We start from the raw sequence: 24,571 nt of genomic DNA, 5'->3' as shown, positions 1-24,571 counted from the left end.
GGCGGCATCGGTGACACTGGAGGCATGTGCCGCAGTATCAAGACGCTCCGTCCGCCGATGACCGAGCACGCCACCGACGAGGACGTCCGGGCCGCCGCGCTCCAGTACGTCCGGAAGATCTCGGGGTTCCGCGCCCCGGCCGCCCACAACGCCGAGGCGTTCGACCGGGCCGTCGAGGAGGTCGCCGCCGCGACGGCGGCCCTCCTCGGCTCGCTGGTCGTACGCGGCCGGTAGCCGCCGCCCCGAAGGACGGCGGCGCCGCGCCCGGCGGGTCAGCCCGCGGCGACCAGTTCGGCGATCTGGACGGCGTTCAGCGCCGCGCCCTTGCGCAGGTTGTCGCCCGACGCGAACAGCGCGAGGCCGTTCTCGACCGTCTCGTCCCGGCGGATGCGGCCCACGTACGTCGGGTCCTGCCCGGCGGCCTCCAGCGGCGTCGGGACGTCGGTGAGCACGACGCCCGGCGCGTCCGCGAGCAGTTCCGCCGCCCGCCCGGGGCTCAGCGGACGCGCGAACCGCGCGTTGATCTGGAGCGAGTGGCCGGTGAAGACCGGCACGCGCACGCAGGTGCCCGACACCTTGAGGTCCGGGATCTCCAGGATCTTGCGGCTCTCGTTGCGGAGCTTCTGCTCCTCGTCGGTCTCGGCGAGCCCGTCGTCCACGATCGAACCGGCCATCGGCAGCACGTTGAACGCGATCGGCCGGACGTAGACCTTCGGGTCGGGGAACTCGACCGCGCCGCCGTCGTGGGTCAGCGCGGCGGCGGCCTCCACGACCTGCCGCGCCTGGCCGTGCAGTTCCTCGACGCCCGCGAGCCCGCTGCCCGACACGGCCTGGTAGGTCGCGACGACCAGGGCCTCCAGCCCGGCCTCTTCATGGAGCGGGCGCAGGACCGGCATCGCGGCCATGGTCGTGCAGTTGGGGTTGGCGATGATCCCCTTCGGGCGGTTCCGGGCCGCGTGCGGGTTGACCTCGGCGACGACCAGCGGGACGCCCGGGTCCATCCGCCAGCCGGAGGAGTTGTCGATCACGACCGCGCCCGCCGCCGCGACCTTCGGCGCGAGGGCCTTGGAACTGGTCTTGCCCGCGGAGAACAGGACGATGTCCAGCCCGGAGAAGTCGGCGGTCGCCGCGTCCTCCACGGTGACCTCGCGGCCGTCGAACGGCAGGGTCCGCCCCGCCGACCGGGCCGACGCGAACAGCCGCAGCTCGTCCACCGGGAACCCGCGCTCGGCCAGGATCCTCAGCATCACGCCGCCGACCTGGCCGGTGGCCCCGACGATCCCGATTCTCATGCCGCTCCCTCTGCTCGCTCGGTCCGGGTGACGAGTGTGCCGGTGACGTCCGTGAACGTCCAGGCAATAACCCTTGCCCCCGACTTTAAGCGCTGCTCAACCATGGCGGCGTACTCGGGGACGGCCTCAGGGGCCGATCAGGGACGATCCCCGATGTGCGGTCGCGGCGTCGGTGGGCATCATCGGAGCATGGACCTGAACAAGAACGCACAGCGCCGGCTGCGGCGCACGCACGACGGCCGCATGATCGGCGGTGTCTGCTCGGGCGTGGCCCGGTACTTCGACGTGGACGCCAATCTCGTAAGGCTCGGGCTCGCCGTCTTCACGCTCTTCGGCGGCGCGGGCGTCGCCGCGTACATCGTCGCCTGGATCCTGATCCCCGACGAAGGCGCGCCGACCTCGATCGGCGAGGACTTCGTGAAGAAGGCGCAGGAGAACCAGGGCGTCCAGGACGCCGTCCAGCGCGCCAAGGACAAGCTCAACAAGGTCCGCTCCTAGGTGGCCGAGGCGGACGAGCGGTCCACCTCGGGTTCCCCGGCCAGCTCCGGTCCGTCCGCCAGTTCGTCCTCCGGCTCGGTGCCGCGCAGCGTCCGCGCCACCGTGCCGCGGATCCGGTTCCAGCCGAGCGTGAGCACGATCGCGGCGGAGAGCCCGGCCGCGCCCGCGAGCGCGACGACGCGCTCCGGGCCGAGCAGTTCGGTGCCCGCGCCGGCGGCGAGGATGCCGAGGCCCTGACCGGCGAGGATGCCGGACTGGGCGAGGCCGAACGCGACGGCCCGTCCCGTGGCCGGGACCGTCGCGACGAACGCCGCGTTCGCCGCGAGCTGGTAGGCGCTGCCGACGCCCGCGAGCGCCCACAGGCAGATCACGGCCCACAGGGGCGGGGACATGGCCGCCGCGACGAGCGGCGCGCACGCCAGCATCGCCATCCACCCCATCGAGTGGATCCGGTCCGAGGGGCGGACACAGCGGCTGAAAAGGAACGCTCCGATCACCATTCCCGTCGGCATCGCCGACATCAGCAGGCCCGCGACGGCCCGGTCCTCGGTGGCCGTCCCCGAGAACGTCGCCGCGTACGGGACGGCGAGCCCCTCCGGCACGATGTAGAACGCCGCCAGCCACGCGAACAGAGTCAGGGCGCGGAGCGTCGGGTCGCCGAAGACCAGCCGCGCGCCGTCCCGGGTTCCGCGCAGGAGCCCGAGCGACGACCGCTCGCGGTCGCGCGGGGCCGGGCGCGGCCGCAGCCCGGCTAGCAGGATGGCGCCCGACAACGCGAACGTCAGCGCGTTCAGCGCCAGCGCCTCCCGCTCGCCGACGACGAGCACGACGCCCGTCCCGACGAGGAAGCCCAGCATCTGCGTGACCTGGTGGGTGATGTTGTTGATCGCCGACCCGGCGACGTAGCGGTCGCCGTCCAGGACGTCCGGCAGGATCGCCGCCCGCGCGGCCGTGAACGGCGTGCCCAGCAGGACGGTGAGGAACACGAGGGCGCACAGGGCCCATGTCGGGGTGCCCTGGAGGGCCATCAGCGCCGTGAGGACCATCCGGACCGCGTCGCACACGACCATCACGCGGCGGCGCGGGAACAGGTCGGCCAGCCCCGACAGCACCGGCCCGCCGACGATCGGCGGCAGATAGGTCAGGGCGTACGTCAGCGCCGTGAGCAGCGGCGACCCCGTATGCCGGTAGATGAGCAACGCCAGAGCGACCTGGGCGAGCTGGTCGCCGATGAACGACAGCGCCTGGGCCGTCCAGAGCGCGCGGAACTCACCCACCGCGAACACCTCGCGGTAGGTGGCACGCGCCTCGGGCGCTCGCCGATGACGGCCGGTCTGCTTTCCCGCCACGCACGCTCCCGTCGGTCGTTCCTGCCGGGCCGGCTCCCCCTATTAACTCACGCTGCGTGGCAGTTATGTGACCTACCGTGCCCATTTGCTGGAACGCGGTCCCCGGCCGGACTTTGACCGGCCCGTGATCTGCGGAAACGTCAGTAACCCAGCTCGTGCAGGCGGGCGTCGCCGATGCCGAAGTGGTGCGCGATCTCGTGGACGACCGTCGTCCGGACCTCTGCGACCACCTGGTCATAGGTCGTACAGATCTTCAGGATCTCCCGGCGGTAGATCGAAATGCGATCGGGCAGAACCCCGCCGTACCAGTCGCCCCGCTCCGTGAGGGGTACCCCCTGGTACAGACCGAGCAGGCCGGGCTCGGGCGCCGCGTCCTCCACGACGATGACGACGTTGCGCATCTGGCCGGTCAGCTCGGCAGGGATGCCGTCGAGGGCCTCGCTTACGAGATCCTCGAACACGTCCCGTGCTATGTCGATCACATCGTTCATTCTGCGTCACGCAAGGAGGTTCCGTGCATATCCCGGCCAGGCTCACCGGACCCGGCGCTCGCCGTACGGGCCGCGTCACGGCCGTGATCGTCGTCGCGCTGATCGGCGGGACGCTGGGCCTGCTGCTCGGCGGACGCGTCCACACCGCGGCGGGGCCCACCGAGGTCGAGCTGTCGCTGCGCCCGTCCCTCGGCGGAGGGACGACCGTCCAGATCCCGCCGCTCGGCGCGCTGGACTTCGACACCCACGCCGGGCCGATCGGGCTGCGCGCCCAGGTCACCGAGCTGCGGCTCGAACCGGCTCGCAGGCTCATCGACGACCCGAAGGCCGTGGACGACCTGGCCGACACGGTCGCGGGCGAGGTCCGGCACGGGATGATCGTGATGCTGCTGCGCGGCATCGGACTCGCGCTCGTCCTCGGGTTCGCGGCCGGGCTCGTCGTCTTCCGGTCATGGCGCCGCGCGCTGCTCGGAACGGCCGCGCCCGTCGCGGGCCTCGCCGTCCTGTCCCTGCTCGGCTGGCTGACGTTCGACCCGCGGTCCCTCGCCGAACCCCGCTACACGGGCCTGCTGGCGAACGCGCCGCAGGTCGTCGGCGACACCCACAACATCGTCGACCGCTTCTCCCACTACCGGGAGAATCTGGCGCGGCTCGTCGGGAACATGTCCCGGCTGTACGCGGCGACCTCGACGCTGCCGACCTACGAACCCGACCCGTCGACGGTCCGCGTCCTGCACGTCTCGGACATCCATCTCAATCCTGCGGCTTGGAACGTTATCCGCTCGGTGAGCACGCAGTTCCGGGTGAACATGATCGTGGACACCGGCGACCTCATGGATCACGGCACCTCGGCGGAGAACAAGTTCGCCGACGACATCAAGACCCTGAAGGTGCCCTACGTCTACATTCGCGGCAATCACGACTCCGGCAGTACACAACGGGCGGTGCGGCGGCAGAAGAACGCGATCGTGCTGGACGACGACATGCGGACGGTCAACGGCCTCACGATCTACGGGGTCGGCGACCCCCGCTTCACGCCCGACAAGTCCACGAAGGACGACACCTTCCCCGTCTCGCGCCTCCAATCGATCGGATCCGGCCTGGCCGGGCAGCTCGCCAAGTCGGGGCGGCGGCCGGACATCGTCATGACGCACGACCCGACCGAGGGCGAACGCTTCTCCGGGCTCAGCCCCCTCCTGCTCGCCGGGCACACGCACGCCCGGTCGACGCGACTGCTGCCGTCCGGTTCACGACTGTTCATCCAGGGATCGACCGGCGGCGCCGGCCTGCGGAGCCTCGACCACAGCGAGCCGACACCGATCGAACTGTCCGTCCTCTACTTCAACCGCACCACGCACCGGCTTCAGGGATGGGACGACCTGCGGCTCGGCGGACTCGGGCTGACCTCCGCCCAGATCGAACGCCACCTCGAACCCGCCCCGGACCGCGAGATCCGCCTCCAGCCCGTCCCCGCCTCACCGTCACCGTCCTCGCCGACCCCGTCCTCCCCGACCCCGGCCACGACACGTCCGTCGTCAGGCGGATAATCGCTTATGCGTCCAGCAAGGTTGTCCCCTATGCTGGACTGGTCGAGCGACGTCCCCCTGCCCGGGGACGCCGCAGACCAGGCCCCCTTCGTCTAGCGGCCTAGGACGCCGCCCTTTCAAGGCGGTAGCGCCGGTTCGAATCCGGTAGGGGGTACCACCAGTACGGCTGCATGATCGTCCATCCCGTCGCCGCCCTGACCCGTGATCGCAGCGTGCGCGACGCGACGAACTGCGGCGTCGACCAGGCCCGTGCGGTCAGGGCCGGTTCCTCGGACGTCCGCTAGGTCGCCCTGCCGACAGACAGCCCGAGCGATCGATACCGCTCGCTCTAGGCCGATCTGCAGCATTCGCGGTTGCTTCCCGTTCTCGCCGGGATGGTGAGGCGGCAGAGGCCCGCGATACTCGCGCCGGCGAGTTGGACTCCGCCGCCACACCCCGGTCTCAGGTTTTCGCGCTCTGCGTGTCAGGCAACTCCGCCGCGCAGAACTGCACGACCGCGCGCTCGCGGAGACTCACCCTTCGTTGAGCACGCTGATCGCGGCCCTGATGTCGCCGTTGAAGTAGTCGCGGACGACGCCGCGCAGCATGGCGCGGGCGCGCCCGGTCACCACGAACCTCGGCTCCTCGGCCGGGCCGGCGCCGCCGTCCTCCTTCGCGAGCGCGTCCCCGACCTGCAACAGCTCGTGGATCTCCTTCGCGTGGTACCGCCGGTGGCCGGACGGGAGGGTGACCGGGTTCAGGGTCCCGGTCCTGGCCCAGCGGGTGACGGTCTTGGGGTCGACGCGGAAAAAGTTCGCCACCTCCGCCGGGGTGTAGAGGGTGGGCTGCTTGGGCTCTTCGGGCTTCTTCGTCATGGTTGTTGTTCCGGTTCTCGGTTCGGATCTTGCTTCGGACATTCCGTGCGGGACGGACCTGCGGACCGAGTCCGGGGCCGATCTCGGATCGGCGTGCGTTCTGCCTCCCCGGACGCGGCTCGCAGGGGACTTGAGGTCAGTGATCCTGGCCCCTGGCGGGGGCTGATCTTCTGCCGTGACGATTGGCGCGCGCCGACCAGGGCGCGCTCCGAGAGGCTTGCCGGACGAGCGATGCGCAAAAGTGCTACACCCAGCCCCAGAGATCAGGGGGCCGCCAGGCGTCTTTCCTGCTGCGCGCGGACGCCCGGCGGCCCCGGGGACTCCGGCGCCGTCCCATCCCCGCCTGCGGGACGGCGTCGGAGAAGCGCAGACCGTGCTCAGGGACCGCGGCCGGGCGGACGGCCCGGCCGGGAGCGCAGACGGCCGTCGGCTCGCCGGCCCCAGCGCCGGACCGCAGGCCAGGTGAGCGCGCCCAGCGGGTAGCCGAACGTCGCGAAGGCGATCCCGACCGCCACCTGGACGACGATCGCGGCCAGCCCCGAGGTCGTCAGCACGATCGCTCCCGCGTGGCGGGAGATGTTCCGCGCGGCCGGAACCACAACCAGGAACAGGCCACGACCACCGCGAACACCCCGAACCCAGCGGTCGCCCCACGTAACGCGCGCCGACGCGCAAGCGGCGGAGCGGGCCAGGCCACGGGACACACCACGCCCCTGGCAGTGCGCTCCGCCAGCAACCGCCACCTGCGAACAGGCTCAGGGCCGTCCCCAGCTACGCGACCGGTCAGACCGGCGGGCCGGGCGAAGAGTCCAGCGATCGCATCGACAGCGCCCGGGTCAACCTCGTGGAGCGCGTCGAGCAGTTCGAGCGCATTCCAGCCTGACACCACAACGCCGTCTTCAGCCCGGGAGCGGGCGAGCCACACCCCATCGGCGTCGATCGACAACCGCCAGGACGGAAAGAAGCTGCGCATCAATACGAGCAGATGCCCATCCGGATGGATCACCGCAGCCGCCCGCAGGCCAGAGCCGCACAGACCCACTTGCCGCGCGGCGGCGTCAGCTCGACCCAGTACGCCGAACTCAGGCTCTGGACGATCGTCAGACCCCAGCCACCATTGTCATCCCAACTGTCTTCACCGACATCCAACGTTTCCAACGACAACTCCACCTGCTGAGGACAAGGAAGTGCGGCGTCGCAGTCCCACACCGCTAAGACCACGCGTCGGCCCTCGACCCGCGCGTGGACCTTGACGCAGTCCAAGACACCGGACACTTCGATCGCGTTCGCCATGAGCTCCCCGACGATCGAGATCGCATCGGCGACGACGCCAGCACAATCCCAACGAATCAGGGCATTTTCAACCCGATCGCGCGCAAGTCCGACAGCCGAAGCCGAAGCCGGAAACTCCCTGGTAACCGCTAGAACGGCGGCCGTTGCTGACATGCCCACCACGCCCCCTTGGGGAAATTCCGTGAACGGAACCACAGATTGGCCTGCGCGAGGCCGTGATGCACGTCTACGGTGGACATCTGCAAGAGACTGAAAGTCAAGGGAGACCAGGCATGACGATCAAGCCCTGCCCGAACCCACGCAACAACATGTGGGACCTCATAGCCAACCACCTGCGGTTTTACCGCGGGACCATGAAAGGGAAGGGCCCGAAGGTCACCGAAATCCTCAACATCAGCGAGGCGACACTTTCTCGCATAGAGCTGGGGTACCGCCGCCTCGGCGGCGATGAGGCTGCAAAGATCGACAAAGCGTGGCACACAGGCGACATCTTTGGACATTTGGTTTGGTATGCCGCACTCGGCCATGATCCCGAGTGGTTCGCGCAATATCTCCATCTCGAAGACCAAGCCGATGTGATCAGCACATTCCAGGCACAGGTCATCCCGGGCTTGCTTCAGACCGAGGACTACGCGCGATGCCTTCTGGAGTGCGCGGACCTGTCACAGGTGGACGTACTACTGCGCGAGCGCATCGAACGTCAGCTCATCCTCGCCCGCGACCGGCCGCCGCACCTCTCCATCACGCTTTCGCAGAACGTCCTGGAGTGGCCGATCGGCAGCCCGGAGATCATGCGCGATCAGCTCGCGCGGCTGCTGGACGTGACCAAACAGTCCAACTACGTCATCCGAGTCGTCCCCCGAACCTGGGAAACCGGCGCCTACCAGGGACTCGACGGCAGCTTCAGCCGCATGAGCGGGGAATTCGGCGAGGCCGTCTACACTGAATCTCCCGGTGGCGGGCGGCTGGTCTCTACACCCGCCGAGGTGAGGGGCTATGCCGTAAGGTACGACCGCATCGCCGGGAAGGCGCTCCCGGAGGGGGCCTCCCGGAACCTCATCAAGAAAGTGATGGAGGCATTCCAGTGACCAACCCCGTGTGGCGCAAGTCCAGCCGTAGCGGGACGCAGCGGGGGGACTGTGTGGAGGTTGCCGACCTGGCCGCCCAGACGATCGGCGTCCGAGACAGCAAGAACCCCGCCCTCGGCCACCTGACCCTCACCCCGGAGAACTTCGGCGGCCTACTCGCCGACATCAAGCGCGGCACCCTCGACCACGCCTGAACCCCCGCACCAGAGACACGGCCTCGCCCCAGCGCGAGGCCGTCGGCGTCTCCAGGCCCAACAGCTCCCACACCTCCGCCAATACGCGCACTCCGGCCCTGGACTGCGACAAGCCCCGCAGGACGGCGAAGGAGGTGGTCGACTCCTGTCCGTCCGGCCCGGGAGGACTCGGCAGCAGCCCCGTGGCGGTGCAGTTGACGAGCATGCCGACGGGTCTTCCACCCCCTGGCCTTTCCACATGTCGGAGCAGGATGCGCTGGAGCGCCCGGCCACGCTCAGTCTCCTCGGCCGCTTCCTCGACGAATGCATCGTCATCAAAAGCGACGCCATAGAACATTTGCCATGACCAATCCAGGCCGGGAGCAGGCCACGCCCGCACCGCCCGCCGATCAGCCGGCGTCGGTGCGAGTGCCGTCGCTGCGACGGGACGGCGGCGGCCGTTGCTCAGGTGTTCATTCCTCGATCGGCGGCGCCTCAGCAAGGGTTAGGAGCGGGTCTCGGGACGGCCGAGCGGGCCACTGCCTGTTGCCTTGCGTGAAGTGCGCGATGGCGGCGGTCCACTCGTCAGCGCCTCGCCACTCGTTTAGAGTGGCGCCGGACTGCCCGGTCGCTTCGAGCAGGTCGTCGCGGAGCCCGCGTACCTCGTTGGCATGAATCCGCAGGTCGAACGCATCGCGCGGGTTAGCGTCGGCGTGCAACTCGAACGCCTTCACCAGCCCGGTAAGCGCGTTCGCAACAGAGATGATCTTGTGATTGGGGTGCCCATACCAGGACACTAGCTTTGACGCGATCAGCACGCATCGAATGCAAAGAAGGCCCGGCACGCCGACGGAATGCGTCTGATCTCGATCATTGCTGTTGCTCCGGGGGCCGATCGTGCGAGTTTGAGCTGCGGCCTTGGAGAACCAAGGGGATGGCGCGCTGTAGGGCCTTCCGAGACTAGGGACTGGGTTCGTGGAAAGACTCGGCCGTTTGTGGCCCGTTCGCGGGGTGCGCGGCGGTGGTCGCTCGCACCCGGTACACCTGACAAAGACAGGCCGAGCGCGGATGGGCTCGGGGCGTGGCGGGTCTTCACGAGGGCCGCTTCAGCCTGGGGCAGCGCGGTGATGTGGTCCGTGATGTGAGCAGGGGCGGTGGGGTTCGGTGACCGGTGTCGAGGTGCTGGCCGGGGTCGCGGTGGGGTACCTGGTGCGCAAGCTGCGGCGGGTGGGCGGCAGAGCCGACGCCGAGGTCGACCGCGCGCTGGACGAGGGCATGGACGCTCTGCACGGTGCGATCACCCGGCGGTTGGGGCAGGACCAAGTCCTGCAGCGGTTGGAGACCGAGGCTGCCGACGGCGCTGAGCCGACTGCGTTGACGGTGCGGCGCTCGGGTGACGCCATCGCCCAGGCCGCTCTGGACGATCCCGGTTTCGCGGGCGAGCTGGAGGCGCTGGTCGCACGGCTGGACAAGCTGGCCGCTGCAGCCGACCCGGCCCCGTCGCCCGGGTCGACCGTCAACACCGTCTCCCACAGCACTGTGCACGGCCCGGTGATTCAGGGACGTGACTTCACCGGCCCCGTCACCATCGGGTCGCAAGGCACCACCTCGGCCGCTGACGAGGCGGGAGCGGGGAAGCAGGGAAAAGCGCAGCCCCCGGCCCGGTGAACGATCCGCGCGCCGCGCCGGGGCAGACCCACAACGAGATCAACGACGCGATCGTGATCGGCCCCGCCATTCTCGGTCGCGACATCACCCTGCGGCTGCTGGTCCAGGTTCCGTGGCGACCTCGGGCCTTCCCGCCGGATCGCCGGCGTTCACCGGACGGCGGGACGATCTGGACCGGCTGCTGGCTTGCTTGAGCCCACCCGTAGGCGACGACCGAACGCCGGACGAGGGCACGGGGGCGGCGAGGTCGGTGGTGGTGACCGCGGTCGGCGGGCTGGCGGGAGTCGGCAAGACCGAACTGGCCGTCCAGGCGGCGCGGACGGCGCTGCGACGCGGCTGGTTCAGTGGCGGCGTGCTGTTCGCCGACCTGTTCGGCTACGACAACGACCGCCGACGAGACCCCGGCCAGGTCCTGGAAGGCATGCTCGGTGCCTTGGGTGTTCCGGGCGAGCACATCCCCGCCCACGCCCAAGACCGCTCTCGGCTCTTCCGCTCGGTCCTGGCCGAGTTCGCGGCACGAGGACGGCGGATCCTGGTGGTCGCCGACAACGCCAACACCGTCCATCAGGCCGAACTGCTGCTGCCCACCGACGGGTCGAACGCGGCGATCATCACCTCCCGCCACACCCTGGCCATGCTCAACGCCCGGCTGCTCGACCTGAACGTCCTAGACCCCGACGCTGAGTACGAGGATGCGTTCCACCGATCAGCCGCCGACACCGGTCTGGCGAGCGAGAACCAAGCGATCTAGCCTCCAACTTCGCCGAGGCGGCCCACCGTCCTGAGTAACCGGTGCCGCCGTGTCGCCGTCCTGGACATCGGCCGCGAGGGAGCGGACTTACCCACTGGCTTGAGAAAGAACAATAGCCTCATCGATTTACTATTTCTGTCAAGTGATAGTGACCTTGATCACTTGACCTATATCGGTCACGCTGGCGCAGTTTCGCACATTTGTCACCGAGGGTACAATTGTGCCGTGTGTCACGAATTACCCAGCACGCCAGAGAGGTGTCTGTGAAGATCAATCACCGCCCAGTAAAAATTGTCCTTGCAATCAGCCTTACGGCCATTGCTCTTCCAGTGGCCAGTCCGGCAGTTCGAGCAGACGAACGGGAGATTTCACCGACAAGCGTCGAACAATGCGCGCCGCAGAAAACGGTCGCGGTGGCGGAATCCCGAAAACTGGTTCGGTTCACCGACTGCGACCTTCGCGGAAGAACCGTACTGGGTTCGCGTGGCATAACCGTTACGGTCCCACGCACCGGTACATCGGTGACCGCGCAAGCACTACACAGAGACGGATCCTCGCGCCTCACCGCGACCGTGAACGTCCGGGCCGGTGAAGTCGAGATCAATCAGGAAGTCCAGACGGCACCAACCAGATCGAAGATCGGACGAGCTGCGGCGCTCGACAAATGCGCGGACGGGGCCTACAACCGGAACCAGTACAGACAGAACGGAGCGTACAAGTGGTACTACTATCCAGGGTCGGTGTGGGAGTCGGGAATTCCCGACGACCCCATTAACCGATACCCGTTCATAGCGCTGGACTTGGGAATGTCCAGCGGTGCGATGGCCCCCAACGACTGTGGCCTGCCATGGGCCAAGGGCCAGTCCTGGAATCAAGGCGATACAGGGTTCCAGCCCAACGTCGGGCTCAACGGCGGATGCACCGGGGCCAACGGCATCAATTCGGTCGGCTGGATGCGACTTTCCAGCGCTGCGCCATCGCTACTGGCGGTGACGTGTACGTGGTCGAGTAACGGCATCGCGACCGAGACCGATGTCGCGATGCGGACCGGGGACGGTGTCCTCTGGTGGTATGACGACAGCGGAACAGGATTCACCGGTGAACGAGCGACCACAGCATTGTGCCCGGCGGGTAGATACTATGCGGAAGCCGTTGCTGCACACGAAGCGGGCCATGTGTTTGGTCTTGCGCACGTGACCGGCGAGCAGCATGCCAACCTGACCATGTACCCCACGATCGATACCTGCGACCTCGGTCCGTCGCGGTACGGCAGGGGAGACAACCTCGGGATAGTCAGCATCTACGGAAAGCAGTAAAGAGGCCTAGCCGGATTGACCACCCCACTCGCCGGAAGCGGCGTCCACGACCTATTTCCTAGCCACCCGGCCACTGGCGCGAGCGCGTTGACTGATGACTGGAAGATGCCAGAATGGGACCTGGCCACGTGGTCATGAGGCGGTGCAATGCCCACCGGGAACAAAAAGGCGCGAGCCGTCGGACGAGCGCCTTTCAGCGGAAGCTTGGGAGATATTAGTCGCCGCTCCGGCCGGTGGGGTGATCCGGGCAGTCTTCGAAACCTCGTTTGCAGGCGGGAGAATTCTCCTGGTGCTGTCCTTCGTGTGCACTGCAGCCGGCCAGCAGCGTTGCGCAAATAATGATGATCAACAACGGCCATCGGCGGGGCATCACTCGATCGGCCCCACCGACGGCGGCTTGCCCAGGATGCAAGGCATCCTCCAGCCGTCCGATGAATAGTATGAGCAACACCCTACTACGACAGTCCGAGACATGATCTGAGCCTGTGGTGATGGGCTGGTTACCCAGGACAGCCGCCCAATAATCTTCGAGTTGTGACGTAATACGTGTGCACGTACCGCCTGCACCGGCATCACTGGCGACGCCGCCACCAAGCCCGCGCCCGCTGGTTCCACCAACGAAGCCGGTTTCACCGGGCGTGGGCCGCCCAGGCCGGTCCGATGCCGGCAGACCATCCCGGTCACGTATTTCAGGGTCGAACGCGACAACGGCAGCGAAGCACGATACAACGTAAGCATTTAGCTCGCGTGCTTTGGGGCATGGTGGTGTTGCGCTGTGTGATCGCAGCGTCGGCCGGGGGTTGGTGTTCAGGTGGTGGCCGGGTCGGGTGACATCCAGGGCTGGCCGAGTAGGGCGTCGCGGGTCGCGGTGGGGGGGTTCCCCCCGGAGTGTGGACACCGACTGTCATGCGGCAAGCAGCACTGTAGCGGTCTGAGTGGTGTGCTGCTCGTAGGTGATCGGCTGGTCTGCCCGAGTTTGGAGTGTCTCCTCCTGATGTTGTATCTGGTGATCCAGCGGAAGACGGCCAGGCGGGCGTGGCGGGCCGAGGCCCACCGGTGAGTGCCCTGTAGGGTCTCCCGCTTCAGGGTGCCGTTGAACGCCTCGGCGAGCGAGTTGTCGGCACTTGTCCCGACCGCGCCCATCGACTGGACCGCGCCGAGGCGGGCGCAGGCGGCGGCGAAGGCAGCCGAGGTGTACTGGGAACCGTGACCGCTGTGGAAGATCGCCCCGTGCAGGTTGCCGCCGTGGGTAGCGGCCCGCCGCCTCCAGCGCGTCGATCACCAGTTCGGTACGCATGTGGTCGGCGATCGACCAGCCCACCAGGCGGCGGGAGAAGGTACCGGCGGGCATGTGCGAATGGTTGGTGGCCCCGGCGACATGAACCCCCATCGTCACCCGATCGTGAACTGCGACGGGATCGTCAGGCGGCAGCGGTCGGCCGTGCGCGTGCAGCCGTGTGCGTGCAGCCGTGCGCGTGGCTCCCGGTAGGGGGTACACGACGTGTTTCTGCGCTTCCCTTTCTGAATGCTCGCTGAGCGGGCCGGGGGCGCGTTGGTTCCCTTGTGGAGATCGTCGCTGAGCAGGCGTCTCTGGGATCGATCGGCTGGGTCGCGGTCTTCGGGGCGGTCATGCGCCAGGTCGGGATTGGTACGATCTGCCCGCCGTCGCCTGATCATAAGGAGACCCAGGGTGGACGACGAGAATTCGCGCATGGCCCCGGAGGAGAGGTTGCGAGAGGCTCGCGAGCGGCTGGCGGCCTTGCGTGACGGGTCCGGCCGGAGCGCGTCCGGCGATCCCGGGCCCGCCGGTCGCGCGTCCGGGACCGCCGATGACGAGCGCGTCACGGCGACCGCCGCCCGCGGACGGCTCGTCGGCCTGGAGCTCGACCCCCGCACTCTGCGCCAGTCCCCCGAGACGCTGGGTCGGCACATCGCCGAGGCCGCCAACGCCGCTCTCACCGCGCTCCGCGTGCAGGCGCAGGAGGCGGGCACGGATCCGGTGATCGACCCGGCGACGCTCGTGCGGACGGTTCAGGCGGTGCAGGAGCAGGGCCTGCGCGAGATGACGGCCCTCACCGAGTCGATCGGCGAAGCGGTGGCACGCGCCCGGGCGGGCATGCGATGAGCTACGAACTCGCGACCGACGACCTCGACAAGCTGCTCGGCGACGCCGCCGGAGCGGCCGCCTCGCTGCGCCCCTCGACCGAGCCGGAGGCCGGCGCCCGCGCCGAGGGCCACGACCCGGACGGCCTGATCAGGGTGGTCGTCTCGGCCGGCGGCCTGGTCGAGTCCGTGGAGATCGGCCCCCGCGCGCTCCGTCTCGGCTCTCAGGAGGTCGCGGACCGCGCGGTGGCCGCGATCAACGACGCGCTCGACCGGCTCGCCGCGGACGCGGCGGAGCATCCCTCGCCTTCGGCCGAGGCCGTGGCGGAGCTCACCGCGAAGCTGGAGCAGACCCGGAACATGAGCCTGCAGCAACTCCGCGCTTACACCAGGTCTCTCCAGGACCTCATGAACAGCCTCTGAACGGGGGGAAGACCGATGGGCATGCCGGGTTACGAGGTGAACCCCGAGCAGATCCGCACCTCCGGTGGCGGGATCAGCTCCTCGACGCAGCAGCTCAAGGCCGACTGGGCGGCCTTCCAGGCCGAGCTCGCCGGGTTCGGCGAGCCCTGGGGGACCGACGACATCGGCTCGTTGATCGGCGGGTGCTACCAGGCCGTCTACGAGGTCGCCGTCGAGGCCTACGACGACAACCTGGAGGACATGGCCGAGCACGGCGAGATCCTGACCGTGTTCGCCGACAACCACGCCAAGGCCGAGGAGCACAACGTCACCGAGATCAACCGCGTCCGGGACGTCCTCGGCTGATGGGTCTGCAACTACCGGGAGAACTGCGCTCCCTGCTGTCGATGCTGGGGTACAACTGGCCCGAGGCCGACGAGACCAAGCTGATGGAGATGGGGAACGCCTGGCTGCGTTTCGCCTCCTCGCACGGCGGCCCGCTGGGCGAGGTCGACTCCCATGCCCAGCGGGTCTGGTCGGCCAACCGGGGCGACGACATCGAGGCCTTCCAGAAGTCCTGGAACGACGGCGAGTCCGGCAGGACCAACCTCCAGGACTTCACGACCGCCGCGAACATCATCGGCGCCGGCCTGATGGTCTGCGGCGCCATCGTGCTCGCGTTGAAGATCAACGTGATCGTCCAACTCACCCTGCTGGCCATCGAGATCGCCCAGGCCATCGCCACCGCGGGGCCGAGCTTCGGGGCCACCCTCGCCGAGATCCCCATCTTCAAGGAGATCACGGGCGCCGTCATCGACCAGCTCATCGACATGGCCCTCCAGGCGATCCTCAATGGCTAAGGGCAAGGCCGGGGCGGGCCTGATGCGCGAGGCCCTGAAATTCATCAAGAAGGCCAACAAGCGCAACCGCCCGGGGCGGATGAATCCGCATTTCCGCGAGCACACGATAGGCGGCGGCCACGTCAGGCCCGGGGCGGCAAAAGGTTCCGGATACCATTACCGACCCGGCGGCAAGGACTTCCCCGGGCGGCGCCTCAAGCCGAACACCATGGTCAAGGACCCGAAGACGGGCGCCTACAAGGCCGAGCCGGAGTTCTGGGACGACACGCTGAACCCGCCCGGCTGGAAGCCGAAGAACGGTAATGGCGGCGTGAGCACGTTCTTCCCCGACCACTGGACGCCGCAGCAGGTCGACGCGGCCATCCCCGGAGCCTTCCAGCATGCCCGCCCGGTCCCTGGCACTAACATGTGGCAAGGAACGTATCAAGGTCTGACCATTCAGGGATTCTATGACGGCGCGGGCGGCTTCACTCATGGCTGGCCGACCTTCTGACCAGAAAGTTCACGATGAGCTTCATCTCCTTCTCGCTCGACCCCGAGTTCCGGATGCCGCTTTACCACGCGACGGACGAGAAATACCGGACCCTCGGCGCCTGGATCCTCGCGGACATCTCCACCAACAAGCGGGTGGCGCTGGACGCGCTGGCCACGATCGCCGACGTCGAGGCGGGGCGCCCGCACGAGCCGTGGGACAGCGAGAACTACACCGTCGGGTTCGGGGCGGCGGGAATCGAGATCCAGAACGACTGGGTCCCGAACGAGCGCGGCGCGTACTCGCTCGCCGAACTCAAGGAGGCCATCGAGACGTACTGGAAGTTCCTGGTCTCAATTCCGGACAATCCGGATCTGATCCGGGAGTTCCGCCCCGACCTGCCGGAATGGCAGGCGGCGGTTCTGGCGTGGGAGGACACCTGGAAGCGGCCCCACCCGTGCCGGGGCGTGCTGTTCTGACGTCCGTTGCCGTCGTGAAGCTCTCCACCGCCTAGGATTCGCCGTTCGGGGTCGAAGGCCGGTGGGGAGAATTGTGCGATTTTGCGGGAGCTTGTTGCTGGGCGTCGTGATTCTCGTCGGCGGGGCGGGCCGAGCGTTCGTTCCTGCGGGGACGCGGGACGAGTGCCATGACGCTTATGACGAGGGCCGGATCACCGAGGATCAGATATTCGTTTGCCTGCGCTCGGCCGATGAGAAGCATGGGCGCCGGTGACGGGTCTTCGGTGAATCAGTTGGTCTTCTGCGGGATGAGCTGAAGGCGGACGTTGCCGTCGTAGGGAACGACGAAGGTCGAGATTCGCGCGGTGCGGGCGTTCGGTTTCCAGGTCAGCGGGACGAGGAAGAGACGGCCGCCGGAGGCGAGCAGAAGGCGCAGGTTCTGGTACCGGTGGCGGTAGGCGGCGCCCTTGCCGAAGTCGGCGTGGAGGGTTTCGGGGGGCGCGTCGATCAGAGGGTCCTTCGTGTAGAGCACGACCTCGGGAAGCTCGGCGAAATCGCGGGCGTCGTCGTACGCGCGGGCGATGCCGACTTCGCCCGCGAGGCTGTTCGCCGCCCAGAACAGGCCCATCGCGACCACCGCGAACGCGACGTACCGCCCGCCGCGCTCCACGCCGGCCAGTGCGGGGCTCGATCGCCAGCCACCGTCACCGGCCTGGCGGAACAGCCAGAACGCGTAGACGAGCGCCGGGACGCCCGACGTCAGGCAGAGCGGCGTCGTGCCGGGCGTCTCGTGCGCGGCGACCTCGGTCGACAGGACGCCGACCAGTGCCCGGACGGTCAGCGCGAATCCGGCGAGCGCCACCGCCAGCGCGATCCGCCGGGCCGCGCGCACGCGGTCCGGGAGCACCGCGCCGCGCACGATCGCGTGTCCGCCCAGGGCCGCGAGGACGGTGAGGAACAGCAGCACCGCCGCCGGATAGGCCACTTCCACGCCGTAGAGGAGCAGCGTCTGGTTCCCGAGGTCGGTGAGCTGAAGGTCGACGCCGAAGTAGCGGAAGCGCTGGAGCGTCGCGACGTAGCCGTACCAGATCAGGACGGCCGCGACGAGCGACGTCGGCGGGCCGAACGTGCCGAGCAGAGAGAGGCGCTGTGTCCAGTCCGGTCCGGGGGCGGGTTCGGCGGGGACGGGCCTGCGCGCCCGCGCCAGCCGTCCGGACCTACTCCTGGCACTGGCCGAGATTGCTCTCGCCCCCGTTCGGCGCTTCGGGCAGCGACTGCCAGGTGGCGCAGGCGCTCAACGCGAGCGTCGTCCCCCACGTCGCGCGCACCGGACGGTCGGCCGTGGCGCCGAGGCCGGAGCACGGTGCGGACGCGTCCGTGCACAGCTTGGACAGCCGCCAGGTGGTCGACACCGTGTAGCGCGCGGGCCGCGGGATCTCCGGCCGGTCGGTGTAGACGGGTGTCACCGCGCACCCGTCCGTCGGGCCGATCACCGTGCCCGGCGCGCAGGGCTCGTGGGCCTGAATGCCCTCCCCGACCGAGCCCGTGCAGGTCGGCGCCGTCTCGTAGGTGACGGTTCCGAACCGGGACCGCGCCAGCACGTCGTCCGAGATGAGGCTGTCGGTGATCGGCGCGGGCTCGCCCGACTGCGCGGCCGTGAACCCCTCCACGCGCACGGGATAGGGGCTCCAGATCACTCGGCACTGGGCGTCCGGGGTCCGGTCCGAGAGGGACGCGCCGCTGCCGGTGTTCACGCGCGGCGTCGTCCAGGCGCGCGGCGACGGGCCGACCGTCGGCGGCCCGGACGTGCCGCCGGTCGGCCGGCCGGTCACCGTCGCGGTCGCCGAGGGGGCGAGCGTCACGGGGTCGACCGCCGGTCCGTGGCGGGGCGAGCCGCCGCACGCCGTCAGCGCGGTCAGGCCGGCCGCGAGCGACGCCACGGCGAGTGGGCGCGATCCCATTTCCCCATTGTCGGACAGTTGCCCAGGCCGGCGGGGGCTTCGCGCAGGCCGGACGCGGCCACCCCGCCCCTCGACGGCGGACCGGAACCGACGCGCCGCCACGCGGGCCGGCCGTGATAACCGCCACAGCGGCCGTCTCGGACGCCCTTCAACGCGCGCAACGGCAGGCCGGACGTGTTTCGGCTGGCAGAAGGCGTAGAACGGCGTTCGACCCCCGGTCGGCGGGATCGAACGGACCGCGCCACCCGTTCCCCGCGCCCCGATCAAATGCCCAAAAAGTACCGACTCGCGAAACTTGTTGAGAAGTTTCTAGATGAAATGCATTCACGTTTTAGGTGAACCGGCGCACGCGGCCAAGGAGCTATCCGTAGGATGAGCAATCCCTGTCCAGGAATCCATGACACCTGGCGTGACCAGGAGTTGCCGACAACATGTGATTTCGCGCATAGTTAACGACAAGGGGACCATGCGCTAGTCAAGGCGCATATCGTCGGAAAATCCACCCCTGCAGGCTCCCAGCAGGAAAGGACGGTCGGGCAGTGGCGCGGCTCGGTACGCTCCAGCGCACCGCATTCGCGGTCGCCGTGCTGCTCTGCGGCGCGTTCACCCTGATCCTGGCCTCCGTCCCGCACCATGAGAGCGTCGGTGTCCGGACGGTCGCGGCGAGTGCCGCCACCATCGAGAAGGCCGCCGAGCGGGTGTCCTGCTGCGAGCGGGAGCAGCATCCGCACGAGGCCCCGCGGCATCCCGGCGCCCGCGTCCCCGCGCTGCTTCCCGACCTGCGCCTTCCGCGCGCGCACGTCAGTCCCGCGCTCGGACCGGGACTCGGCGCGCTCGGCCGCGCCCCGGACGTTCCACGGCGCCGGCACGACCACCTCCACGCCGTGAGCCGGTCGGCGACGGCGTCGATACCCGCACTGCTCCAGGTCTTCCGCAACTGACAGACCACCGCGTCTCCGCCGCCACGACGACGTGACCGGCGGACACACGCCTGCCATCGGCCCGTTTTCCGCTCCATCGATGCGCCCGCCCGTCCGGCGGCGCGCCCCTGGAGGTATCTCGCCATGCAGACGTTCATCGACCATGCCCGCTCGTTCCGGGAGCACGCGGCCCGGCGCGGCGAGGAGTTCCACCGGCTGGCCGAGGGCCAGTCGCCGCAGGCGCTGTTCATCGCCTGCTCCGATTCGCGGGTCATCCCGTCCCTGTTCACCGGCGCCCGTCCCGGCGAGCTGTTCGAACTGCGCACCGCGGGCAACATCGTCCCGAAGTACCGGCTCGGGCACCCCACCGGTGAGGCCGCGACGATCGAGTTCGCGATCGAGGTGCTCGGAGTCTCCGACGTCGTCGTGTGCGGCCACTCCCACTGCGGGGCGGTCGGCGCGATGACGCGCGGGGACGACCTCGCCGCCGTTCCCGCCGTGCGCGGATGGCTCGCGGGCGCGACGGCGGAGGGGCCCGCGCCGCCTGCCGAGACCGGCGGCGACTACGCCGGGCCCGTGCAGCGCCACGTCCTGCGCCAGCTCGACCGGCTCCGCGCCTATCCGAGCATCCGGCGGCGGCACGGAGAGGGCGCCATCGGCCTGCACGCCTGGTACTACGAGGTCCACACCGGTTCCGTCCTGGCCCACCGCCCGGACGCCGACGCCTTCCTTCCGCTGTGATCGGGGGAATGAACGCGCAGACGCTGCGCCGGGACCTCCCCGCGTCGCTCGTCGTGTTCCTGGTGGCGCTGCCGCTGTGCGTCGGCGTGGCCGTCGCCTCCGGCGTGCCCGCCGAACTCGGCCTGATCACCGGGATCGTCGGCGGGATCATCGTCGGCTCGATGCCCGGCAGCAGCCTCCAGGTCAGCGGACCGGCGGCGGGCCTGACGGTGCTGGTGTTCGAGGCCGTCCGGGAGTACGGGGCGTCCGCGCTTGGTGTGCTCGTCCTCGCGGCGGGCCTGCTGCAACTGCTGCTCGGGGTGCTGCGGCTCGGCCGCTGGTTCCGGGCCATCTCGATCGCCGTGGTCGAGGGGATGCTCGCCGGGATCGGCCTCACGATCATCGCGGGCCAGCTCTACACGATGGCGGGCGAGACCGCGCCCGGCTCCGGCCTGGAGAAGATCTTCGGGCTGCCGGAGATGTTCTTCGACAGCATGGGCTCGGGCACCGCGCTCACCGCGCTCGCGGTGGGCGCGGGGACGATCGTCGTCCTCGCGGTGTGGCCGCGGCTCCCCAAGCGCGTCCGGCAGGTGCCCGGCGCGCTCGTCGCGGTCGGGGCGGCCACGCTCGTGACCGTGCTGTTCGACCTTCCGGTGAAGGCCCTGGACGTCCAGGGCCTCTTCGGCGCGATCCACCCGCCGCAACTGGACGACCTGTCCGGGCTCGCCGAGGTCGGCGTGATCGGGACGGTCCTGGCGTTCGCGCTGATCGCGTCCGCCGAGACCCTGTTCAGCGCGGCGGCCGTGGACCGGATGCACGACGGCCCGCGCACCGACTACGACCGTGAGCTGGTCGCCCAGGGCGTGGGCAACGCGGTCTGCGGGGCGCTCGGCGCGCTGCCGATGACGGCGGTGATCGTGCGCAGCTCGGCGAACGTGCAGGCGGGGGCGCGGACGAAGGCGTCCCGCGTCCTGCACGGCGTGTGGCTCCTGCTGTTCGCCGCGCTGTTCCCGTCGGTGCTCGGCCTGATCCCGCTGGCCACGCTGGCGGGCGTCCTCGTCCACGCGGGATGGAAGCTGATCCCGCTGGCGCGGCTGCGTCCGCTGTGGCGCGAGCACCGGGGCGAGGCCGTCGTCCTCGCGGTGACGGCCGTGTCGGTCGTCGTGCTCAACCTGTTCGAGGGGGTGCTGATCGGGCTCCTGCTGGCGGTGGTGAAGACGGCGTGGGAGACGTCCCACATCCACCTGGAGACCGACGAGTCCACCGACCCGATCAAGGTCCGCCTCATCGGGAACGCCACGTTCCTGCGGCTCCCGAAGATGCTCGACACGCTGGAGGCGCTGCCGCGCGACCGGCCGATCGAGCTGGACCTGTCCGGTCTGCGGCACCTCGACCACGCCTGCCGCACCGCCCTGCTCGACTGGGCGGACGACCACAACCACGCGGGCCCGGTTCCCGTCCCGCTGGGCCAGGCCGGATAGCCCGGACGACGCCCGTCCCGTCGGGGGCGGGCGTCGTTCCGTACGCGCTTTTGGAACGTTCCGGGGCTTAGTGGGCGGTGTTCCTGCCGAGCATGGGGATGTCGGGGAAACCGTGAGTCCGGGGGTGGATTCCGTGGTCGCGCAGCGGTCCCACCGCGAGCCCGCCGGCCCGGCACGCCGCGACGATCCCGGGCAGGGCGTCGAGCGTCGCGCGCCAGGCGCCGGGCGCGGACGTGACGTCGCTGTCGTGCAGCAGCACCGTCGCGCCGCCCCGCAGGTCCCGGTCGAGGGTCGCGCGGACGGTCCCGGGCGTCGTCGTGGCCGTCCAGTCGCGTCCCCAGGCCGTCCACAGCACCGGGCGCAACCGGAAGGCGCGGGCGGCGGCGAGCCCTTCGCCGCTCAGCGCGCCGTGCGGCGGCCGGTACCAGACGGGCCGGACGCCGCACACGTCCCGCACCAGCCGGACCGTCCGCGCGATGCCGGCCGAGACGCGGCCCGGACGCGAGAGCAGCCCGTTCTGGTGCCGCCAGCCGTGCACGGCGATCTCGTGCCCTTCGGCGACCATGCGGCGGCCGAGGTCGGGACGGCGGCGCAGCGGGTCGCCGAGCACGAAGAACGTCGCCCGGCAGTCCAGCTCGGCGAGGGCGTCGAGGAACCGGGGCGTGGACGTGCCGTCCGGTCCGTCGTCGAAGGTCAGCGCCACATGGCCGGGATCACCGCGCCCGGCCGTGCGGGGCGTCCACCGGCGGACGGAGCGCAGGCAGGTGACCGCCGGACCCAGGTGCGCCGCCAGCACGACGGCGGCTCCGAGCCCGGCCGGGCGCACGAGACACGACATACGGCAAGTCTGCTCAGAAAGGCTCCAGCACATGGGCAAGCGGCTGTTAATTCTCACGGCCGGAATGGGAGCGGGCCACGACGAGGTCGCCGCCGAGCTGGCCCGCAGGCTCGCTCCGGACGGGTTCGACGCCGCCGTCGTGGACGTGCTGGACCTGCTGCCGCTCCGTCTCGGCCGGGGACTGCGCCGCTTCTACCACGGCATGATCTTGCGGACGCCGTGGCTGTACGGAGCGCTGTACCGGAAGTTCTTCGTCCCGTCCGGCCCGCCTCGGGTGTCGCCGCTCGTGGTGTGGATGGCGGCGCGGCTGGACCGGGCGCTGCACGGCCGCCCGCCGGACGCCGTCGTGTCCACGTTCCATCTCGCGGCCCAGGTCGCCGGCCGGTTGCGTGAGTCGGGGCGGCTGCCGGCGCCGTCGTTCGTGCTCGTCACGGACTTCGCCGTCCACCGGCTGTGGCTGCATCGGGGCAACGACCGCTACTTGTGCCCGGACGAGGCGGCGGCGCGGACGGTGACGGCGGCGACGGGCCGTCCGGCGACCGGTTGCGCGCCGCTGGTCCGCCCGCAGTTCCGCCGGGACGCGCGGCCCGTCGCGGAGTTCCGGCCCCGGGATCGCCCGGTGCTCGTGTCGGCGGGGTCGTGGGGCGTCGGCGAGGTCGCGGAGACGATGCGGGTCCTCGCCCGGTCGGGCCGGTACCTCCCGGTCGTGCTGTGCGGACGCAACGAGCGGTTGATCCGGCGGTTGCGCGGCGCGGACGCAGGGCTCGTCCTCGGCTGGCGGGACGACCTCGCGGATCTGATGGCGGGCGCGTACGCGTTCGTCGACAACGCGGCCGGCCTGAGCTGCCGGGAGGCGTTCGCGCGGGGGCTGCCGGTGGTCTCCTACCGTCCGATCCCCGGCCACGGACGGGACGGAGCGCGCGCGATGGCCGACAGCGGCGTCAGCGTCTACGCGCGAACCCCCGCCGAACTGCTGGACGTTCTGGACGGCCTGGCCGACCCGTCCACGCGAGACCGCCAGGTCGCACGGGCCTACGCCTTGTTCGACGCGCCCGCCGCCGAGAAGGTCGTCACGGCTTCGTCGTGACGCCGTGGTGCCGCTGGAGCACCGGCGACCGCGACAGCCCGATGCTGCCGAGCGCGATCAGCAGGACTCCGAGCACCTCTACGGCCACCCACGGGCCCGTGCGGACGCGCTCTCCGAACAGGCCGATCCCGAGGAGGATGCTGGCGACGGGATCGGTGACCGTCAGAGCAGGCTGAACCGCGACGAGCGATCCGCTCTGCAGAGCGTTCTGGAGCAGGAACAGCGCGCCGAGCCCGGCCGCCGCCATCCCGTACAGCTCCCAGGACGCGACCGTCGCCGCGAGCCCGTCGCCGAACAGCTCGGTGACCTCCTTCATCAGGGCGGCGGTGAGCGCGAAGCTCACCGAGGACGCGACTCCGAACAGGACGCCGCGCACCGCTCCCCGGGCGACGAGCGCCGCGACGACGAGAAGTGCGACGCCGCCGACGCAGATCGCGCACGCGACGATCCAGCTCCAGGTCCCGGGCTCGCGAACGCCCGCGCGCGGCGACGCCGCGACGAGCAGCCCGACGAGCCCGGCCGTGAGGAGCCCGACGCCCGTCCACGGGACGCCCCGCAGCCCGCACGGCGCGACCGCCGCGAGCAGGATCATCGTGATCGGCAGTTCGGCGGACAGGACGGGCTGGACCAGCGTCAGTCCCGCCATCGACAGCGCCGCCGCCTGGAGCGCGAACGCGGCGATGAGCGCCGCGATGCCGCCGAGCCAGCCGGGATCGCGGAGCAGGTCGGCGAACAGCGACAGGCGGAACGTGTGGGCGGCGGGGGCGGTCCGCGCGGCTTTGCGCTGGAGCACCGATGCCAGCGCGTTGGCGGCGGCGGCCGACAGCGCGAGGAACGCGGCGATCAACAGCGTCCCCGGGGCATCGTCCGTCCTTCGTCGGCGGGTGTTTCCCGAGGTCGTACCCGCTGCTCGGCGGAGGAGCGCGGGCTTGGGGAGAGCGTTACCCGT

Annotated in this window: 29 protein-coding genes, 1 tRNA gene and 2 pseudogenes; 20 read left to right on the top strand and 12 right to left on the bottom strand. The window is 69.8% G+C overall.

The window, feature by feature from the left end:
• Window positions 1-24 precede the first annotated feature (24 nt).
• The gene (locus BTM25_RS05775) at window positions 25-234 is read left to right on the top strand and encodes a DUF2277 domain-containing protein (RefSeq protein ID WP_103561680.1); all 210 of its coding nucleotides are present in this window, start codon (window positions 25-27) and stop codon (window positions 232-234) included.
• A gap of 38 nt (window positions 235-272) precedes the next feature.
• Here the strand turns inward: BTM25_RS05775 and BTM25_RS05770 are convergent, their stop codons facing one another.
• Window positions 273-1,292 (bottom strand): aspartate-semialdehyde dehydrogenase, encoded by a 1,020-nt coding sequence (locus tag BTM25_RS05770; RefSeq protein ID WP_103561679.1) that lies wholly within the window; start codon window positions 1,290-1,292, stop codon window positions 273-275.
• A gap of 189 nt (window positions 1,293-1,481) precedes the next feature.
• Between BTM25_RS05770 and BTM25_RS05765 the strand changes: the two genes are divergently transcribed.
• Window positions 1,482-1,790, top strand: coding sequence for a PspC domain-containing protein (locus BTM25_RS05765; protein WP_103561678.1), 309 nt, complete (start codon window positions 1,482-1,484; stop codon window positions 1,788-1,790).
• Here the strand turns inward: BTM25_RS05765 and BTM25_RS05760 are convergent.
• Both BTM25_RS05760 and BTM25_RS05755 read right to left on the bottom strand, forming a co-directional pair.
• Window positions 1,787-3,139, bottom strand: a complete 1,353-nt coding sequence (locus BTM25_RS05760) for an MFS transporter (protein WP_103561677.1) — start codon at window positions 3,137-3,139, stop codon at window positions 1,787-1,789. The genes BTM25_RS05765 and BTM25_RS05760 overlap by 4 nt on opposite strands.
• Before the next feature lie 140 nt (window positions 3,140-3,279).
• Window positions 3,280-3,630, bottom strand: coding sequence for a metallopeptidase family protein (locus tag BTM25_RS05755; RefSeq protein ID WP_407923369.1), 351 nt, complete (start codon window positions 3,628-3,630; stop codon window positions 3,280-3,282).
• 23 nt (window positions 3,631-3,653) lie between these two features.
• Here BTM25_RS05755 and BTM25_RS05750 point away from each other — a divergent pair, with 23 nt between their 5' ends.
• Complete coding sequence (locus tag BTM25_RS05750; RefSeq protein WP_235828254.1) at window positions 3,654-5,177, top strand: metallophosphoesterase family protein; 1,524 nt, start codon at window positions 3,654-3,656, stop codon at window positions 5,175-5,177.
• 81 nt (window positions 5,178-5,258) lie between these two features.
• Window positions 5,259-5,334: transfer RNA gene (locus BTM25_RS05745), tRNA-Glu, on the top strand.
• A 517-nt stretch (window positions 5,335-5,851) separates the two neighbouring features.
• Here BTM25_RS05745 and BTM25_RS30235 read toward each other — a convergent pair.
• The 3 genes and pseudogenes from BTM25_RS30235 to BTM25_RS05730 all read right to left on the bottom strand — a co-directional run.
• Window positions 5,852-6,031, bottom strand: a pseudogene (locus BTM25_RS30235) (helix-turn-helix domain-containing protein); the annotation flags it as partial.
• Between the two features lie 377 nt (window positions 6,032-6,408).
• Window positions 6,409-6,585, bottom strand: coding sequence for a hypothetical protein (locus BTM25_RS29495; RefSeq protein WP_168212011.1), 177 nt, complete (start codon window positions 6,583-6,585; stop codon window positions 6,409-6,411).
• Between the two features lie 448 nt (window positions 6,586-7,033).
• A complete protein-coding gene (locus BTM25_RS05730; RefSeq protein ID WP_146058975.1) occupies window positions 7,034-7,477 on the bottom strand; it encodes an ATP-binding protein in 444 nt (147 codons plus the stop codon).
• A gap of 119 nt (window positions 7,478-7,596) precedes the next feature.
• On the opposite strand from BTM25_RS05730, the gene BTM25_RS05725 reads away from it, so the two are divergent.
• The gene (locus BTM25_RS05725; protein WP_146058974.1) at window positions 7,597-8,412 is read left to right on the top strand and encodes a DUF5753 domain-containing protein; all 816 of its coding nucleotides are present in this window, start codon (window positions 7,597-7,599) and stop codon (window positions 8,410-8,412) included.
• Window positions 8,409-8,606 carry a DUF397 domain-containing protein gene (locus tag BTM25_RS05720; RefSeq protein ID WP_103561670.1) on the top strand — a complete coding sequence of 66 codons (198 nt, stop codon included), beginning with the start codon at window positions 8,409-8,411 and terminating at the stop codon, window positions 8,604-8,606. The genes BTM25_RS05725 and BTM25_RS05720 overlap by 4 nt, the downstream gene beginning before the upstream one ends.
• 452 nt (window positions 8,607-9,058) lie before the next feature.
• Here BTM25_RS05720 and BTM25_RS05710 read toward each other — a convergent pair whose 3' ends face one another.
• Window positions 9,059-9,403, bottom strand: coding sequence for a hypothetical protein (locus BTM25_RS05710; protein WP_146058973.1), 345 nt, complete (start codon window positions 9,401-9,403; stop codon window positions 9,059-9,061).
• A 346-nt stretch (window positions 9,404-9,749) separates the two neighbouring features.
• Between BTM25_RS05710 and BTM25_RS05705 the strand changes: the two genes are divergently transcribed.
• From BTM25_RS05705 to BTM25_RS29070, 4 genes are all read left to right on the top strand, one after another.
• Complete coding sequence (locus tag BTM25_RS05705; RefSeq protein ID WP_103561667.1) at window positions 9,750-10,253, top strand: chromosome partitioning protein; 504 nt, start codon at window positions 9,750-9,752, stop codon at window positions 10,251-10,253.
• Window positions 10,250-10,447 (top strand): hypothetical protein, encoded by a 198-nt coding sequence (locus BTM25_RS05700; protein ID WP_103561666.1) that lies wholly within the window; start codon window positions 10,250-10,252, stop codon window positions 10,445-10,447. The genes BTM25_RS05705 and BTM25_RS05700 overlap by 4 nt, the downstream gene beginning before the upstream one ends.
• A 62-nt stretch (window positions 10,448-10,509) precedes the next feature.
• On the top strand, window positions 10,510-11,004 hold the full coding sequence (locus tag BTM25_RS05695; protein WP_146058972.1) for a hypothetical protein: 495 nt from the start codon (window positions 10,510-10,512) through the stop codon (window positions 11,002-11,004).
• A gap of 263 nt (window positions 11,005-11,267) precedes the next feature.
• Window positions 11,268-12,320 (top strand): matrixin family metalloprotease, encoded by a 1,053-nt coding sequence (locus BTM25_RS29070; protein WP_168212010.1) that lies wholly within the window; start codon window positions 11,268-11,270, stop codon window positions 12,318-12,320.
• Window positions 12,321-13,224: 904 nt separating this feature from the next.
• Here the strand turns inward: BTM25_RS29070 and BTM25_RS30230 are convergent.
• A pseudogene (locus BTM25_RS30230) lies at window positions 13,225-13,653 on the bottom strand (transposase); the annotation flags it as partial.
• Between the two features lie 357 nt (window positions 13,654-14,010).
• Here BTM25_RS30230 and BTM25_RS05685 point away from each other — a divergent pair.
• Genes BTM25_RS05685 through BTM25_RS05660 form a run of 6 tightly spaced genes read left to right on the top strand, consistent with a single transcriptional unit; the run spans window position 14,011 to window position 16,636 of the window.
• Window positions 14,011-14,445, top strand: a complete 435-nt coding sequence (locus BTM25_RS05685; protein ID WP_103561664.1) for a YbaB/EbfC family nucleoid-associated protein — start codon at window positions 14,011-14,013, stop codon at window positions 14,443-14,445.
• Window positions 14,442-14,846: a YbaB/EbfC family nucleoid-associated protein gene (locus tag BTM25_RS05680; RefSeq protein WP_103561663.1), complete on the top strand. Its 405-nt coding sequence runs from the start codon at window positions 14,442-14,444 to the stop codon at window positions 14,844-14,846. The genes BTM25_RS05685 and BTM25_RS05680 overlap by 4 nt, the downstream gene beginning before the upstream one ends.
• A 15-nt stretch (window positions 14,847-14,861) precedes the next feature.
• On the top strand, window positions 14,862-15,191 hold the full coding sequence (locus tag BTM25_RS05675) for a hypothetical protein (RefSeq protein ID WP_103561662.1): 330 nt from the start codon (window positions 14,862-14,864) through the stop codon (window positions 15,189-15,191).
• A complete protein-coding gene (locus BTM25_RS05670; RefSeq protein WP_103561661.1) occupies window positions 15,191-15,685 on the top strand; it encodes a WXG100-like domain-containing protein in 495 nt (164 codons plus the stop codon). The genes BTM25_RS05675 and BTM25_RS05670 overlap by 1 nt, the downstream gene beginning before the upstream one ends.
• Window positions 15,678-16,178, top strand: coding sequence for an EndoU domain-containing protein (locus tag BTM25_RS05665; RefSeq protein ID WP_205647974.1), 501 nt, complete (start codon window positions 15,678-15,680; stop codon window positions 16,176-16,178). The genes BTM25_RS05670 and BTM25_RS05665 overlap by 8 nt, the downstream gene beginning before the upstream one ends.
• 14 nt (window positions 16,179-16,192) lie before the next feature.
• Window positions 16,193-16,636: a hypothetical protein gene (locus tag BTM25_RS05660; protein ID WP_103561660.1), complete on the top strand. Its 444-nt coding sequence runs from the start codon at window positions 16,193-16,195 to the stop codon at window positions 16,634-16,636.
• A gap of 268 nt (window positions 16,637-16,904) precedes the next feature.
• On the opposite strand, the gene BTM25_RS05650 is transcribed toward BTM25_RS05660, so the two are convergent.
• Window positions 16,905-17,606, bottom strand: a complete 702-nt coding sequence (locus BTM25_RS05650) for a hypothetical protein (protein ID WP_146058970.1) — start codon at window positions 17,604-17,606, stop codon at window positions 16,905-16,907.
• 226 nt (window positions 17,607-17,832) lie between these two features.
• Window positions 17,833-18,576, bottom strand: a complete 744-nt coding sequence (locus BTM25_RS05645; protein ID WP_146058969.1) for a hypothetical protein — start codon at window positions 18,574-18,576, stop codon at window positions 17,833-17,835.
• A gap of 539 nt (window positions 18,577-19,115) precedes the next feature.
• On the opposite strand from BTM25_RS05645, the gene BTM25_RS05640 reads away from it, so the two are divergent.
• From BTM25_RS05640 to BTM25_RS05630, 3 genes are all read left to right on the top strand, one after another.
• Window positions 19,116-19,517 (top strand): hypothetical protein, encoded by a 402-nt coding sequence (locus BTM25_RS05640; RefSeq protein WP_103561656.1) that lies wholly within the window; start codon window positions 19,116-19,118, stop codon window positions 19,515-19,517.
• A 123-nt stretch (window positions 19,518-19,640) separates the two neighbouring features.
• The gene (locus BTM25_RS05635; protein ID WP_103561655.1) at window positions 19,641-20,237 is read left to right on the top strand and encodes a carbonic anhydrase; all 597 of its coding nucleotides are present in this window, start codon (window positions 19,641-19,643) and stop codon (window positions 20,235-20,237) included.
• Between the two features lie 8 nt (window positions 20,238-20,245).
• The gene (locus BTM25_RS05630; protein WP_103561654.1) at window positions 20,246-21,697 is read left to right on the top strand and encodes a SulP family inorganic anion transporter; all 1,452 of its coding nucleotides are present in this window, start codon (window positions 20,246-20,248) and stop codon (window positions 21,695-21,697) included.
• Window positions 21,698-21,764: 67 nt separating this feature from the next.
• On the opposite strand, the gene BTM25_RS05625 is transcribed toward BTM25_RS05630, so the two are convergent.
• Entirely contained in the window at window positions 21,765-22,535 is a 771-nt protein-coding gene (locus tag BTM25_RS05625) for a polysaccharide deacetylase family protein (RefSeq protein ID WP_103561653.1), read from the bottom strand.
• Window positions 22,536-22,566: 31 nt separating this feature from the next.
• Here BTM25_RS05625 and BTM25_RS05620 point away from each other — a divergent pair, with 31 nt between their 5' ends.
• A complete protein-coding gene (locus BTM25_RS05620; RefSeq protein ID WP_103561652.1) occupies window positions 22,567-23,622 on the top strand; it encodes an MGDG synthase family glycosyltransferase in 1,056 nt (351 codons plus the stop codon).
• Here the strand turns inward: BTM25_RS05620 and BTM25_RS05615 are convergent.
• On the bottom strand, window positions 23,606-24,469 hold the full coding sequence (locus BTM25_RS05615) for a DMT family transporter (protein ID WP_103561651.1): 864 nt from the start codon (window positions 24,467-24,469) through the stop codon (window positions 23,606-23,608). The genes BTM25_RS05620 and BTM25_RS05615 overlap by 17 nt on opposite strands.
• Window positions 24,470-24,571 lie beyond the last annotated feature (102 nt).

Source organism: Actinomadura rubteroloni (assembly GCF_002911665.1).
Lineage (GTDB): Bacteria > Actinomycetota > Actinomycetes > Streptosporangiales > Streptosporangiaceae > Spirillospora > Spirillospora rubteroloni.
The sequence above is the reverse complement of the archived record's forward strand: the minus strand, read 5'-3'. Positions and strand labels throughout refer to the sequence as shown.

Coding starts and splice junctions, on each gene's coding strand:
- BTM25_RS05775 (WP_103561680.1), top strand. CDS start 25: ATGTGCCGCAGTATCAAGACGCTCCGTCCGCCGATGACCGAGCACGCC.
- BTM25_RS05770 (WP_103561679.1), bottom strand. CDS start 1,292: ATGAGAATCGGGATCGTCGGGGCCACCGGCCAGGTCGGCGGCGTGATG.
- BTM25_RS05765 (WP_103561678.1), top strand. CDS start 1,482: ATGGACCTGAACAAGAACGCACAGCGCCGGCTGCGGCGCACGCACGAC.
- BTM25_RS05755 (WP_407923369.1), bottom strand. CDS start 3,630: ATGAACGATGTGATCGACATAGCACGGGACGTGTTCGAGGATCTCGTA.
- BTM25_RS05730 (WP_146058975.1), bottom strand. CDS start 7,477: ATGTCAGCAACGGCCGCCGTTCTAGCGGTTACCAGGGAGTTTCCGGCT.
- BTM25_RS05725 (WP_146058974.1), top strand. CDS start 7,597: ATGACGATCAAGCCCTGCCCGAACCCACGCAACAACATGTGGGACCTC.
- BTM25_RS05680 (WP_103561663.1), top strand. CDS start 14,442: ATGAGCTACGAACTCGCGACCGACGACCTCGACAAGCTGCTCGGCGAC.
- BTM25_RS05675 (WP_103561662.1), top strand. CDS start 14,862: ATGGGCATGCCGGGTTACGAGGTGAACCCCGAGCAGATCCGCACCTCC.
- BTM25_RS05670 (WP_103561661.1), top strand. CDS start 15,191: ATGGGTCTGCAACTACCGGGAGAACTGCGCTCCCTGCTGTCGATGCTG.
- BTM25_RS05665 (WP_205647974.1), top strand. CDS start 15,678: ATGGCTAAGGGCAAGGCCGGGGCGGGCCTGATGCGCGAGGCCCTGAAA.
- BTM25_RS05660 (WP_103561660.1), top strand. CDS start 16,193: ATGAGCTTCATCTCCTTCTCGCTCGACCCCGAGTTCCGGATGCCGCTT.
- BTM25_RS05645 (WP_146058969.1), bottom strand. CDS start 18,576: ATGGGATCGCGCCCACTCGCCGTGGCGTCGCTCGCGGCCGGCCTGACC.
- BTM25_RS05635 (WP_103561655.1), top strand. CDS start 19,641: ATGCAGACGTTCATCGACCATGCCCGCTCGTTCCGGGAGCACGCGGCC.
- BTM25_RS05630 (WP_103561654.1), top strand. CDS start 20,246: ATGAACGCGCAGACGCTGCGCCGGGACCTCCCCGCGTCGCTCGTCGTG.
- BTM25_RS05625 (WP_103561653.1), bottom strand. CDS start 22,535: ATGTCGTGTCTCGTGCGCCCGGCCGGGCTCGGAGCCGCCGTCGTGCTG.
- BTM25_RS05620 (WP_103561652.1), top strand. CDS start 22,567: ATGGGCAAGCGGCTGTTAATTCTCACGGCCGGAATGGGAGCGGGCCAC.